At 59.9% G+C, this 13,431-nt stretch carries 11 protein-coding genes; 6 read left to right on the top strand and 5 right to left on the bottom strand.

Annotated features, from left to right (window positions below; all coding sequences use genetic code 11):
- The first annotated feature begins 218 nt into the window (after positions 1-218).
- Both AA0535_RS15030 and AA0535_RS15025 read left to right on the top strand, forming a co-directional pair.
- A complete protein-coding gene (locus AA0535_RS15030) occupies positions 219-2,309 on the top strand; it encodes a Hint domain-containing protein (RefSeq protein ID WP_264817482.1) in 2,091 nt (696 codons plus the stop codon).
- Positions 2,310-2,692: 383 nt separating this feature from the next.
- Positions 2,693-5,050: a Hint domain-containing protein gene (locus AA0535_RS15025; protein ID WP_264817480.1), complete on the top strand. Its 2,358-nt coding sequence runs from the start codon at positions 2,693-2,695 to the stop codon at positions 5,048-5,050.
- Between the two features lie 98 nt (positions 5,051-5,148).
- On the opposite strand, the gene AA0535_RS15020 is transcribed toward AA0535_RS15025, so the two are convergent.
- The 3 genes from AA0535_RS15020 to AA0535_RS15010 all read right to left on the bottom strand — a co-directional run bounded on the left by AA0535_RS15020 (position 5,149) and on the right by AA0535_RS15010 (position 7,170).
- Positions 5,149-5,946 (bottom strand): acid phosphatase, encoded by a 798-nt coding sequence (locus tag AA0535_RS15020; RefSeq protein WP_264817479.1) that lies wholly within the window; start codon positions 5,944-5,946, stop codon positions 5,149-5,151.
- A gap of 217 nt (positions 5,947-6,163) precedes the next feature.
- A complete protein-coding gene (locus AA0535_RS15015) occupies positions 6,164-6,535 on the bottom strand; it encodes an ArsR/SmtB family transcription factor (RefSeq protein WP_264817478.1) in 372 nt (123 codons plus the stop codon).
- The gene (locus AA0535_RS15010; RefSeq protein ID WP_264817476.1) at positions 6,532-7,170 is read right to left on the bottom strand and encodes a peroxiredoxin; all 639 of its coding nucleotides are present in this window, start codon (positions 7,168-7,170) and stop codon (positions 6,532-6,534) included. The genes AA0535_RS15015 and AA0535_RS15010 overlap by 4 nt, the downstream gene beginning before the upstream one ends.
- Positions 7,171-7,278: 108 nt before the next feature.
- Here AA0535_RS15010 and AA0535_RS15005 point away from each other — a divergent pair, with 108 nt between their 5' ends.
- From AA0535_RS15005 to AA0535_RS14990, 4 genes are all read left to right on the top strand, one after another.
- Entirely contained in the window at positions 7,279-8,205 is a 927-nt protein-coding gene (locus AA0535_RS15005) for an MBL fold metallo-hydrolase (RefSeq protein ID WP_264817475.1), read from the top strand.
- Between the two features lie 114 nt (positions 8,206-8,319).
- Positions 8,320-9,921 (top strand): bifunctional protein tyrosine phosphatase family protein/NAD(P)/FAD-dependent oxidoreductase, encoded by a 1,602-nt coding sequence (locus tag AA0535_RS15000; protein WP_264817474.1) that lies wholly within the window; start codon positions 8,320-8,322, stop codon positions 9,919-9,921.
- A 9-nt stretch (positions 9,922-9,930) separates the two neighbouring features.
- Positions 9,931-10,746: a sulfite exporter TauE/SafE family protein gene (locus tag AA0535_RS14995; protein WP_264817473.1), complete on the top strand. Its 816-nt coding sequence runs from the start codon at positions 9,931-9,933 to the stop codon at positions 10,744-10,746.
- 82 nt (positions 10,747-10,828) lie between these two features.
- A complete protein-coding gene (locus AA0535_RS14990; protein ID WP_264817472.1) occupies positions 10,829-11,290 on the top strand; it encodes a GAF domain-containing protein in 462 nt (153 codons plus the stop codon).
- Between the two features lie 282 nt (positions 11,291-11,572).
- Here the strand turns inward: AA0535_RS14990 and AA0535_RS14985 are convergent, their stop codons facing one another.
- Positions 11,573-12,433, bottom strand: coding sequence for an NAD(P)-dependent oxidoreductase (locus tag AA0535_RS14985; RefSeq protein WP_264817471.1), 861 nt, complete (start codon positions 12,431-12,433; stop codon positions 11,573-11,575).
- Entirely contained in the window at positions 12,430-13,431 is a 1,002-nt protein-coding gene (locus tag AA0535_RS14980; protein ID WP_264817470.1) for an alpha/beta hydrolase, read from the bottom strand. Before AA0535_RS14980 ends, AA0535_RS14985 begins: the two co-directional genes overlap by 4 nt.

The following is a 13,431-nucleotide window of genomic DNA, read 5'->3' as shown; positions in this document are numbered from 1 at the left end:
CATGCGGGCAGTGTCGAGGTCCATTCCCTGTATCCCGGAGTAATCAATTGATCATTGCTGGCAAAGAGCAGTCCCCCATTCAATACGGGCAGGGCGACATATCATCTGTGATTGCTCCCGGAGGAGCCTCGATCCAAGGTAGTTTCGCGCCGGTGTTGCGGACGCTCGATCAAGATCGGATCAGTGGGAACTGGTCTGCCGTATCAAGCGCCGAAGGCATGGTTTACGTGAGCGGCAGCGTGACCCTCACGGGGCTTGTGAAGTTTGGGCGCCCGACAGAACTCACCATCACACAGGGAGCGGTCGTCTCGGCCCTTGATGTGACGTCGTTTCCCGAGGATCCGAACGTCACCGGGGGAGGCATGTTCGAGGTTATCGTCGGATCGGGCGGGCTGCTTGCTTCGGCTCATCTCGACCGGTCATCCGTCTCGATCCTGAGCGGAGGACGGAGCGAGGGCAACAGCCTCGAGGCGACGCAGGTGCTTGTCTATTCGGGCGGTTTTTCATCGGGGGACGTGCTGTCGGACGTCGACGATATTAGGTCTACGATGCATGTTCGTTCAGGGGGGCTTGCCAAAGATCTCCTCCTCGATGCCAGATCGGACGCCCTCATGGATATCGGCGCCGCTCTCGATGGGGCCTCGGTTGGCTCCGGCTGCACACTGCAGATTCAGCCAGAGGTTCAGACAAATAATCTCGCGCTGGCCCCCGGCGCGACTCTCTGGAGCGATTCACCATTTGGCGGCGAAATCACTATCCCGGATCGGCCCGAATTGCCGTCGATCTTCGATCTGAGCGATGCTCTCGTGTGGAGCGCGGTTATCGATGAAGCAGGGCGGACCTATTTCAGCGATGGAGAGCGGGCCATCTGGTCAGAGCCACCCACAATCGAGGCTGGAGCGTCGCTCGTCGTAACGCGTGGCGCCGTTATCTCCGGCCTGGTGGGAGAGTCGCTCATGATCACAGTAGAGGATGGAGGCATCCTATGTGACTCTTACCTCTCCAAAGGGTTGGTCCAAATCCAGTCTGGTGGCGCATCGCTGAACACCATCTATGCCGGCGCTGAGTTGCATGTTGGGACGCTGGGCCGCTCCACCAACGATCTTTTCATGGGATCCGATGCGGATGGGCGCGCATTTCTGACGGTCATGAGTGGCGGGGTAGCAGACCATCCAGTCATTGTCTGCTCGGGGTCGCTCATAGCGCAACCCGGCGGTGTCGTCATTGCCCCGAAGAGCGGTGAAGACTCATTTGTGTCCATCGAAGAGCTGGGTGAAGAGGCCTGTTTCCTCGCGGGGTGTCTTCTTTTGACAAGCCATGGAGAAAGGGCGGTCGAAACGCTGGCTCCCGGTGACAGCCTTGTTTGCCTGGACAAGGGCACGCGTATCCTGCGGACAATCGAACGCGTTGTAAGACGTCATGTGCTGATACGTGCAGCCATGGAAGCCGATCTGGCCGGATATCCCGTGCGCATTCGCAGGGGCGCCTTCAGCGCCGGAGTGCCGCACAAAGATCTGCTTGTCACGGCCGAGCATTGTTTCCTCTTCGGGGGTCGCTTTGTGCCGGTGCGAATGCTCGTCAATGGGGCGAGCATTGATTATGACCGAAGCTTCAAGCGCTATCATTATTACCACGTAGAGCTTGAGCGCCACTCTGTCATTCTCGCGAATGGGGCAGAGACGGAGAGTTATCTTGCTCCAGCCGAGAGGCCAGGTATCTCCGGGTTGCGGTTGCTGAAGGCTAGTGAGGGGTGTCAAAACCATCGTGAACTTGCAGCGCCTCTCGAGACCTCGGTCGCTTTCGTCCAGCCTCTGCATCAGGCGCTATCTGCGCGCGCTGCAAGCGGGAATTGTTATGCCCCTCGACCGGAGATCGCGACCACTTCCGATCCCGGACTGACATTGCGCGACCATTGCGGTAACGCGCTGGAGGTGCTGGAGCGGGTGGATAACAGGGTCACATTCCTGGTCCCCCCTGGCGCGACCCGTCTGTGGCTGTGCTCCCGGCGTTTCCGCCCTTGCGATGCGGTTGGACCGTATGTGGATGATCGACGTGAACTCGGTCTGTTGGTCGGGGAAATATGCCATCACGGTTCCGCCCTGGATCATGTTTGCAACGCCCACCTGACCCCGGTTTCCATCGAAGGGTGGCATGGTTTTGAGACAGAAACTGGCCGGTGGACGACCGGGCGCGCCTTGATTGAGCTGAAGCCCCTCGGGGGGGAGCGTGTTACCTCACTCACGATCGAAATCCTGCAAACAGGGCGATATCGCGCAGACGTCGATCAGGTGCCGGATATGGCGGCGTGATCGCCGCGATGATCCCCGTTTGAGGCAGCGTTCCCGATCACCTGAAAGGCTTGTTACGATGGTTCCTTACCAAGCCTAAGCCGCATTTCGAGGTCCGGAGTCTCAGCGTGTCTGAGACTTGCGGATTCTTTTGCGTTTCGAGATATGGGGGGGAAAGTATATCTCGGTTTTACGAATGAAAACATGATTACATCATATTCTGTATTGATAGAAAATCCTCTATTTCGGATTTATATTGATATTACTGATGTCACCTAATAAACTACTCATCTCGTGGCATCTGCAAGAATAGAATTCGCCCATGATTTCGCCTCCGCCGGGCAGAGGCAGGTGTATTGTCTGAGGAAGCCGCAGCCTGTTTCGCACAGATAGGGACAGTGGTCATGAGCGAAGTTGTTATGCCAGGCGCTTGCGCCGTCGATACTGGACGAGGCAATCTGGAGCGCGATGCCTCTGGACTGTCTCAAGGGGGCGATACGTCCGAAAATGCCAATATAATCCCGTCGATCAGCACAGCGGCGGAGGCTCGCGGGGAACAGTCGATATTACTTACCAAGTCCAATGATGAGGATTGGGCCGGTTCTCAGAACACCCAGAGCGCTCCGGCGGAAACAGGCGGCATTGCAGGGGCAGCCTCGATCCCTTCCGGGAGTACAGCCCTGCCAGAAAGCATGGGGGCGGTTCGGGTGTCTGCCGATAGCCCGACAGCAAGTACTGAAGACCCGAACAGCCCCTGGATGTCGTCCCTTGTCGATTGTGCGATATCTGGCACATATCTCACCCTCTATGACTCTTACATCAGCAATGTCAGCATTCAGCAGGGTCTGATGTCCGTGCATGGCGGTGAAATCCACGACAGTTTTTCATTTGGATCCGCGCGCATATCTCTTGAAGAGGGTGCCTATGGAAATGGGCTGACCGCCAAAAGCGGTGGGGATATCGCCCTCTCAGGCGGATCGACGGCGGAAAATCTCACGATCGAGCCAGGCGGTCTCGTTTATGTTGAGACAGGGTGCACAATTTCGAAAGTGGAATGTGCCTCGGGGGGGCATGTCGGCATTGCTGCGGGGACGATGGTCTCGGCTTTGACAATCATGGCAGGAGCCAGATTCTACACCGATGCGGAGCTCGGCCATCCTGTTGCGAGGTTCGATCGAGATTTGACCGATGAGCTGGCTGATGCGCCGACTGGCCAGTGGACAGCTTCACGCGACGACGACGGGCTGACCTATTTCACGAGCGGTTTTGTGACGACCCGGGAGATTTCGTCGTTCAACGGTATCGGCTGGACACGATTGATCGTTTCAAATGGGGCGACTGTTTCGGGAATCGTCGCGCGTGGACTGGATGTCTTTGTCAAAAGCGGAGGCACATTGATCAGCTCCTACATCCAGAAATATCCCGAAAACAATTTCTACGGCGGGGGTGTCTATCTGGATGATGGTGCCGTCTCGGTCGGCAATATCTATATGGCAGCTGATGTCGAGGTGAGGTCCGGGGCATCTTCGACCGACGACTCCTTTTGCGGGAATGTGCCCGGGACAGTCAGCGTCATGACCGGGGCGGTCTGTATCCGCCCCAATATCGGGCGAGGGACCGACTTCAATGTCATGAGCGGTGCCACCCTCACCGATCCATCCCAGCAGGCCAATGCCCGAATGAGAATAGAAGTGCTCGCTGAGACCTTGTACATTGACAAGATCGAGGCCTGCTTTCTGGCCGGAACGCTCATGCTGACTGACGATGGAGAGGTCCGTGTCGAGACCCTTGCGGGAGGAGATCGCCTTGTTTGCATCGAGCACGGTGAGCGGGTGGTGCGTGAGGTCGTTCGCGTTATCCGGCGCACTGCACATGTTCGGCTGGGTCTACCGGACGATCTGGCAGGGTATCCTGTCCGTATCCGTTCGAATGCCTTCGATGAGAATCTGCCCTCTCGCGACCTTCTCGTGACGAGTGAGCACTGTTTCCTCTTCGAGGGACGCTTCGTGCCCGTGCGTATGCTCGTGAATGGAACGAGTGTCGCGTATGATCGCAGTTTCAGGACCTATGACTATCATCACGTCGAGCTGGCCAATCATGCAATCATCTTTGCCAACGGGGTAGAAACAGAGTCTTATCTGGACACGAGTGAAAGGTCGTCACGCCTGCGAAATGGTCGTATCAGCGGCGAGGTACATGCGGCGCGTAGCTGGACGACGGATGCTGCCGCCCCCCTGGACACAGCGCGAGGCTTTGTCGAACCGCTTTTTCAGGCTCTTGCGCAACGTGCTTCTGCGTTGGGTCTTGGATCCTGCGAAAACTCAGGGGGCGTCACAAGCGATCCTGCACTCGTTCTGTATGATCACGCCGGACGTCGCTGTCCCATTCTGTCCCAGTCGCCAGAGGGCGCGACATTCAGCATACCGGCTGGAATACCCCATGTCTGGCTTTGTTCGCGTACCGTCCGTGCCTGTGACGGGATTGGGGCGTTTGTGGATGATCGGCGCGCTCTCGGCGTTCTGATCGGCCAGATGCGGTGTTCCGGGACACAGGGCGAAATGCTGACCAACCCTCATCTCAGCCAACCGCTCATCGAGGGGTGGGATGCTCTTGAGGCAGGTCACTGTCGATGGACCAAGGGGCAGGCATTCATCTCTCTGGCTGGTTTCTCGAGCGCCGGAGACATGACCCTGAGTATCGAGATTCTCGGGGGTGGACCTTATCGCCTGGATGAAACTAAGGTGCCTGATCTAGCAGCCTGATGGCTGCGTGGACGGTCAGGCAGGAATCCTTTCTGTTCTCTACCCCAGGTTTTCGTACCGGGCAGGTGAGGCAGGCTCCCGCCCGAATGGAGTTTTTCTCAGTCTTCCGAGAAAGGCGAGTGAGCGGCAGCGTCCGCTTCCAGGGCGCAACGCTCTGCGTCCGGGCGGAGGCCCGCCGCTTGCAGGGCAAGCAGTTCCTCACGCGCCTGTGGCATGAGCGCACGGATCGTGGGGTTTTCAAGCGTGGCGACGGCAAAAGCGCCTGCCGCCTGATAGCCAGCGGCGACATCCGAGGCCCAGTGAACGCCACAAACGATGCGGCTTTCCCCGATGACGCGCCCACGCTGAAGAAGCTCTGCACTGCGTTCAGGCAACAGGGCCGACAGCACGAGCGCCGTGGAGTACCCGGCAATTGTATGACCCGAGGGGTAGGAAGGGCTTTTGCGCAGGTTGCTCTCGCGGGAGACGCAGATCGGCTGGTCATTGCCGATGAAGGGGCGGAGGCGCTTCCAGTAGTGTTTCTCTTCAGAGGTGCGGCCTGTTTCCGCATTGGCCATGAGAGTCAGGATCTGCTCGAGGTGCGGAGCCTTGTCGAGTGCGATCATGAAGCCTGCAGCACAGGAAAAACCGCGGAGCAGGGGAGCCGGACGAAGATCGGCGTCGCTTTGTGCCAATTTCCATCGCGGCGTGTCCTTGAGCGCGCGCGTTGCGGCGAAAATCCGGTCGTCATTAGCCTGTGATGCGGGTGTTGCAGGCGGTGCGGCCAGAGAAAGCCGCTCATCAGGGAGGGCCGAGGAGACGAGCGATGCCGACGGTGCTGTCGTGCAACTGGCTACAAGACTGGTGAGCATGATCGCCCAGATTGAGCGGGTGCGCATGGCAGGCTGATTTGTCATGGGATCCGGTTCACAGGGATGGCAGGGACGGGACCATGGCACGGGAAAGGGTCAACGGGCAGGGGGAAGCGCGCCGGTCCAGATTAACTCGATGCAATGTCGTTATGAACCAATGCGGTCAGTCGCCTGCACCCAGAGCTGTTTCAGCGCCATCGAAGATACGGTGACCGCTCGACTGGGGGGATATGAAGGCCGGGAATTCCCGAATGCCTTGCTTTCAGTCAGGTAGAATCGACGCGAAATGCGCGCCCCCACGTGCCGGGAAGCGAATGGCTGACGGATTTGCATTCTGCGGGAGGGCCGGATCCAGCAGGGTCAGGATGATGATCGCTCGTGCCCGTTCCGATCCCGACGCAAAATCGTAGCTGACTTCGCGCGCCACACGCGTGGAGGCAATGAGGCCTGCCCGTCGCAACTCACCCAGTTGCTGGGACAGGGCCGGTTGCCCGATACCGGTCACGCGCTCGATGGCCGAAACACTGCATGGTCCCTGAACGAGCAATGTCAGGATAGCCAGGCGCTGTGACTGACCGTAAAGGCGCAGCCTCTCGATCAGCGCATCCTGTGAAGCACGATCGGACCCGCTCACGAGATGAAATCCTCTTCCAGATCGTGATACCAGACATGTCCGTCATCGGATTTCATGCCCTCGAGCGTCTGCGGGGGTGGCCGGAACAATCTTTCTCCTGCGTCCCAGCCCTCAGGTGTGAGGGCATCGCCTTTCATGGCGCGTTGCAGCGCCTGTACGGTGCGCAGGATTTCCGCAACGGATCGACCGACGCTGAGAGGATAGGTCAGGATCGACTGGATCGTGCCATCGGGGGCGATGATGAATGTCGAGCGCACGGTGCTGCTGTCCTGCGCGTTTGCGTCAAGCATGCCGTAGGCGCGTGCAATAGCCATGGACGGGTCTTCGATGATCGGAAAACCGATTTCCACCCCCAGATCACGCCTTATCGCCTCGATCCAGCCGAAATGAGAGGGCAGGCTGTCCACGGAAAGACCGATCAGTCGGCAATCCAGCGCATCGAACCGGGGCTGCGCCTTCGCGAATGCGATGAACTCGCTGGTGCAGACCGGCGTGAAATCGGCGGGGTGAGAGAACAGGACGACCCAGTGCCCACGAAGCGTGCTCAGTATGAGTTCACCCCGGGTCGTTCTGGCCCGAAAGTTGGGTGCGGTCATGCCAAGACGGAGCGGGGGTGTCTGTGATGGATCATCCATGAACGATCTTCCAGGATAGTGCGTCATTCTTGACGTGGGGCTTTATCACAATTACACAGAATGAGAAATAACACATTCGAGAAATATGAAAGTTCGGGAGTGAGCATTATGGTCGACTCTCCTCTTGCGAAAGCCACAGCCCTGATCGATGCCACGCGAGCCGATCGGGCACCCCTGCCTGTCATACGCAGTTTCTTTGACGAGACGACGTTTACGGCATCGCATGTGGTGCATGATCCTGCCACGCGTGAGGCAGCGATCATCGACAGCGTTCTGGATTACGATCCTGCCTCAGGCCGAACCAATGCGACCAGTGCTCAGGCTATTCTCGATTACATAAAAAGCGAAAATCTTACCGTCGTGTGGCAGCTCGAAACCCATGCCCATGCGGATCATCTCTCCGCAGCGCCGTGGTTGCAGGAGCATCTGGGCGGCAAGCTCGCCATAGGGGCCGAGATTACCCATGTGCAGGAGGTCTTCGGCAAGATCTTCAACGCAGGGACGCGCTTTGCGCGCGACGGGTCCCAGTTCGATCATCTGTTCAAGGATGGCGATGTCTTTCACATCGGCACGATCAAGGCCATCGCCCTGCATGTCCCGGGACACACCCCGGCCGATATGGCTTTTGTCATCGGGGATGCCGCTTTCATCGGCGATACGCTGTTCATGCCCGATTTCGGGACGGCGCGGGCCGATTTCCCGGGTGGAGATGCACGACAGCTCTACCAGTCCATACGCCGCCTCCTCTCTCTGCCACGCGAGACGCGGCTTTTCCTGTGTCATGACTACAAGGCGCCGGGGCGCGATCATTATGCGTGGGAGACGACAATCGGCGCCCAGCGTGATCGCAACCTCCATGTGCATGACGGTGTCAGTGAGGATGAGTTTGTGAGCATGCGCACGAAACGTGATGCGACATTGTCACTGCCCAACCTCATCATGCCGTCAGTCCAGATCAATATGCGTGGCGGGCGTCTGCCGGAACCCGAGGAAAACGGCACGCGCTATATCAAGATACCCCTCGACACGCTCTGACCTCCAGGGACCGCGACCAGTGGGCTCATAATGCCTCCGGCGCGAAACCAGCCAGCAAGCGGTCGAGAGCCGTGCGCCGGTTCGATGATAGTCTGACGACAGAAAGGTACGCTCATGTCCCTTCGCTTCCTGACGGCCCATTTCGCCGTCTCGCCCCAGATCCGGGCGGAAGACCTGCCCGCGCTCAAGGAGCAGGGCTTCACCGGTATCATCTCGACCCGCCCGGATGGCGAGGAAAAGGATCAGCCCGGCGTGGCCGATCTGGGTGTGGCCGCCGAGAAATGCGGGCTCGCCTTTGCCTATATTCCGGTGCGTATGGGCGCGACACCCGACGCCCATAGCGTGTCGGTCATGCGCCGCACCCTGTCGGAAATGATCGGGCCGGATCATACGGGCAAGGTTCTGGCTTATTGCCGCTCGGGCCGTCGCGCGTCGGATCTGTTCGAGCTGGCCTCCACCCAGCCGGAAGAGACCGCGCCGAAATCCCAGCGCTACGATGTGGTGGTGGTGGGCGGCGGCGCGGGTGGTCTGGCCTGCGCGGCCAGTCTGTTGCGACGCAGGCCGGAATTGCTGGTGGCCGTCATCGAGCCTTCGACCGAGCATTATTATCAGCCTGGCTGGACCCTGGTGGGGGGCGGCGTGTTTCAGGCGGCTCAGACGAAGCGTTCGGAAGTCGGGCTTATTCCTGCGCGCGCCAACTGGATCCGTCAGGCAGTCACGGGCTTTCAGCCGGATCAGAATCAGGTCGAATTGGGCGACGGCAGCGTGGTGCATTACGAGGCACTGGTGGTCGCAACAGGCCTCAAGCTCGACTGGGCGGCCATTCCGGGTCTGACCGAGACGCTGGGCAAGAACGGCGTCACCTCGAATTACCGCTATGATCTGGCTCCCTATACCTGGGAGCTGGTGAACAAGCTGGAAGAGGGGACCGCCCTCTTTACCCAGCCGCCCATGCCCATCAAATGCGCCGGCGCACCGCAGAAGGCGATGTATCTCTCCTGCGATGCCTGGCGTCGACGCGGTGTACTGGGTCGTGTCCAGGTGGGTTTTGATACGGCGACACCCAGTCTTTTCGGCGTCGCGGATTTCGTGCCGGCACTCATGGACTACATCAAGGGCTACAGTATCGATCTGCATCTCAAATCCCGCCTCGTGGCAGTGGATGGCGAGAAGAAAATCGCAACGTTCGAGCGTGTGACCGAAACCGGCACGGAGCGCGTCGAGCGTGCTTTTGATATGCTGCATGTGGTGCCACCCCAGACGGCGCCGGATGTCATTCGCACGTCACCTCTTGCTGGTCAGGACGGCTTCGTGTCGGTGCATCCCGATACGATGCAGCATATGCAATTTGCGAATGTCTTCGCCGTGGGCGACGTGGCCGGGACGAGCAATGCCAAAACGGCAGCAGCCGCGCGCAAGCAGGCCCCAGTGGTGGTTGAAAATCTGATTGCGCAGCTTTCGGGGCGCAAGCTCGAGGCAGCTTATGACGGTTATGGCGGCTGCCCACTGACGGTCGAGCGTGGCAGGATCGTGCTGGCCGAATTCGGCTATGGCGGCAAGCTGCTTCCGACCCTGCCGAGCTGGATTCTGGACGGCAAGAAACCAACCCGTCTGGCCTGGTTCCTCAAGGAAAAAATTATGCCCCTCCTGTATTGGGAGTTCATGCTCAAGGGGCGTGAGTTCCTCGTGCGCCCGGGAAAGAAGAGCGAGGGCTGAGCCTCTCTCATGGTTGCGTCCTCTCTCACGCCTGACCTGGTTCTGTCAGGCGGCATCCTGTCGGCCCAGATTGTGCCCGCTCTGGCCTCAGGCAGTCTGGTCGGGCTTGTTCTGGGGCTTATCGGCGGCGGCGGGTCGATTCTGGCGGTTCCGTTGCTCATCTATCTGGTGGGGGTACGCAACCCCCATGTCGCCATCGGCACGAGTGCCTTCGCCGTTGCCATCAATGCATTGGCGGGGCTCGTGACCCATGCGCGAGAACACACTGTCAAATGGCGGTGCGCCGGTTTTTTTGCGCCCGCCGGGATGATCGGCGCGGCGTTGGGCGCGCATCTGGGCAAGGCGATGGATGGTCAGCGCCTCTTGCTTCTCTTTGCGGCTCTGATGGTTCTTGTGGGTATTGCCATGATCCGTGGACGCCATGATCAGGGCATACCCGGGGCGGCCTGCAACCGGGACAATGTCTGGAAGGTCGGGCTGTTCGGCCTGTGCACAGGCGGGCTGTCCGGGTTCTTCGGCATCGGGGGCGGATTTCTGATCGTGCCCGCCCTGATGGCGGCCACCCATATGCCGGTGCTGAATGCGGTCGGGACGTCTCTTGTTGCCGTCGCGGCGTTCGGGGTCACGACAGCGGCAAGCTATGCCCTCTCGGGTCTGGTCGACTGGTCACTGGCATTATGGTTCATTCTTGGCGGTGTCGCCGGGTGCGTGATCGGCACGAGGCTGGCGCGCGCGATGGGGCAGGGATCGGGCGCAACATTGAAGCTGGTCTTTGCAGCCCTTATCTTTATCGTCGCGGGGTATATCGTCTTCAAGACGGTATGACAGGTTGCGGTCACGGTGCCGGATCTGGGAGCCCCCGCCCCTAGAGGCCCCGTGAATCTCAAGACCAGAAAGTGACCGTGCAATGAGCGCCCCTGACCTGAAACTGACCCAGGCCGATATTCTTTCCTCAGTCGAGGGGCTCGTGGCCGCAGAGAGCGATCTCATTGCCAACATGGCCAATGTCGCGGCCGTTCTTTTCGAGGCTCTACCGCGTATCAATTGGGCAGGGTTCTACCTTATGAGAGAGGGTGAACTCGTGCTCGGCCCGTTTCAGGGGCGTGTGGCCTGCACGCGCATTTCATTGGGGCGTGGGGTGTGCGGTACGGCTGCAGCCGAGAAGCGTATCCAGCGGATCGATGACGTCCATAGCTTCCCCGGGCATATTGCCTGCGATGCGGCGTCGGCGTCGGAAATCGTCCTGCCTCTGGTCAAGGACGACATTTTGCTGGGTGTGCTGGATATCGACAGCCCCGAACCCGCCAGGTTCGGAGAGGCCGAGCAGGCCCTTCTGGAGCAGGTCGTCTCCTTTCTCCTCAAATCCTGAGATTTCGGTGAGGGTTTCCAAAGGGCGACGGCCCTTTGGCAGGGAATGGGGCAGTGCCCCATGACCAACCCGACCACGCTCTTCGTCGCTGCGGGGTATGGTTCCATTCATGGGCGGACGAAAAGGCGCCTTACTCAGGAGGCGGGCAGGGAAGGTTCCTCACTAGGGGACAATCTGTCCGTCATCCTCTCATTCACTTGGTCCGCGCAACGTCGATCCTCCTGGGATCGCGACCCTTACGCCTGACCCCCGCCCATGCCTGTTCCAGGGGGCGGAAGCGTCTCAATGATTCTCCTCCGCTTCTCCGAGCGTCTGAGCCGCGATGATGGACCAGTCCTTGTCTCCATGTCCGGCGGCGATAGCCTCTCCCATCCGTTCGAAGACCGCTGCCAGCATTGGCAGTTCATGCCCTGCTGCGGCGCCTGCCTCTGTCGCTAATCTCAGATCCTTCAGGCCAAGGCTGGCCCGGAAGCCGGGTTCATAAACCCGTTTCGCAATATTCCCTGAATAGACCTGATAGGATCTGCTGCCGAACAACGTGTTGAGAATCAGGTCGAAAAATGCCTCACGCGAGACACCGCTGGCCTCGGTCAGCACGACAGCCTCGGCCATCGCCTCGATGGCCATGGTAATCATCATATTGCAGGCGATCTTGGCCGCGTAAGCTCCGGAGGGATCTTCCCCCATTGGCCAGACACGCTTCCCTAGAACCGCAAATACGGGCGAGAGCCTGTCCAGATGGACAGCATTGCCAGCCGCAAGGATCTGCAATGCGCCTTCTGCCGCAACATCGGGCCTGCCAAGGACAGGGCTCGCTACGAAGGCCATTCCATATCGGGCGTGAAGCTCTGTCAGTTCGTGTGCAAATGCGACCGATATCGTGGACATGACGACATGGATCGCACCCGAGGGGGCGCGTGACACCAGACCCGGATCGACGATCACCGAGCGGATGGCTGCATCATCCGACAGGAGTGTCAGAACGACATCGGCGTTGAACGCCTCCTCCGGAGTCTGCAACGCGGCGACGCCTTCGACCGTGCGTCCAGAGCGCGTCCAGGCGCGAACTTCATGGCCGTCATGCACCAGATGGGTGGCGACGGCGCGACCCATCGCACCAAGGCCGATCAGGGCAATTTTCATGCCGACACCTCTGTGTTCGGCGCAAGCCAGGCCAGCACAGGAGCCAGCGCTGCGTCGGAGTTTTTTTCGTAGATCAGCCCATGCCCGTTACCATGCACCCCATGGTCCGGGAGATGCATTACTGTGGCAGAGGCCCCCGCGGCATTGAGGAATGCGGCGGTCGGCGGGCTTGCCGCTGCAAACGCGCTGGCCTCGGCGGTGACGATCAGGATCGGCTTCCCGGCCAGAGACGGTAGGCGATAGGTTCCGGGCTCTGATGCATGCAGCATTGTCGCATCCTGCATAGGCGGTTCGAAGGCGAGCGGCGCTGCGGCGATGCCCCAGGTCATCGGACCGATATTAGGGATGGTTGCGAAGGGCGGTCCCATCGGCTCGATGGCGATGATGCCCTGTACGAGATCGGGCCTTCTATCGGCGACGAGCCAGCCATCCGGGCCCGAGGCTGAATGTGTCAGCAGGATCGCAGGACCGATCCTGTCCAGAAGCGCCGCGATCCGGTCGGCGTCCATCGTCTGGGAGGCGCAGAGATCAGCGGGCAACGGCCCGTAGCCTGCAACGAATGCGTCGAGCGCGCCCTCATCATCCGCGTCAAACGGCCATTGCGTATGGCGCGGGTCGGAGCCGGGAAAATAGATCTGACGCGCAGCTTCATAGGAAAATGGCGGTCCCATCGCACCGGTGATTTCCGTATGCAAAGGAGAGCGCCCATGTCCCGGCCGGTCGATCACGAGGGCAACGTAGCCTGCCTCGACCAGACGCTGAGCCCACCCCGGCCGACCATCAGGCGTGTCGAACCACTCCGTGCCCTGAAATCCGCCTCCATGCATCAGGATGATCGGATAGGGGTGAATGACATGTTCGGGTGCCTCCCACTCCACATACATGGGCGCGCGCTGATAGCTTCGCCCGGATTGGATCACGCGCTCGCCCGGGATCCAGAAATGGCCCCGACGAACACAGCGCAGTGGCGCATGCGACCATGGTTTCTCATCACTCAT

This window comes from Asaia krungthepensis NRIC 0535 (genome assembly GCF_025995175.1).
In the GTDB taxonomy this organism is placed as follows: domain Bacteria; phylum Pseudomonadota; class Alphaproteobacteria; order Acetobacterales; family Acetobacteraceae; genus Asaia; species Asaia krungthepensis.
Note: the sequence above shows the minus strand (reverse complement) of the source record. Positions and strands in the feature narration are given on the sequence as shown.